We start from the raw sequence: 344 nt of genomic DNA, 5'->3' as shown, positions 1-344 counted from the left end.
AGTAGTAGGGGTCGGATATCCTCTATGAACATCTCAGGCATCCCCTGAGAAGGCTAAACACTCCTCGAGACCGATAGCGAACAAGTAGCGTGAGCGAACGCTGAAAAGCACCCCGAGAAGGGCGGTGTAATAGGGCCTGAAATCAGCTGGCGATCGAGCGACAGGGCGTACAAGGCGTCTCTTGAAACGACCGAGGAGCGATCCTCTAGTAGGAAAAGAGACGAGCCGGCGTCGTGTCGTGCGTTTTGAAAAACGACCCAGGGAGTGCACTTGATTGGCGAGTCTAACCCGTGAACCGGGGAAGGCGCAGGGAAACCGATACGGCCGCAGCATTGCGAGGGCCA

1 rRNA gene is annotated in these 344 nt (G+C 56.7%); it reads left to right on the top strand.

The features are described from left to right. Nucleotides 1-344: ribosomal RNA gene (locus ABNG04_RS17995) — 23S ribosomal RNA — on the top strand; the annotation flags it as partial.

The sequence above is a fragment of the Halorubrum miltondacostae genome (genome assembly GCF_041379815.1).
Classification (GTDB): Archaea; Halobacteriota; Halobacteria; order Halobacteriales; family Haloferacaceae; genus Halorubrum; species Halorubrum miltondacostae.
The sequence above is the reverse complement of the archived record's forward strand: the minus strand, read 5'-3'. Positions and strand labels throughout refer to the sequence as shown.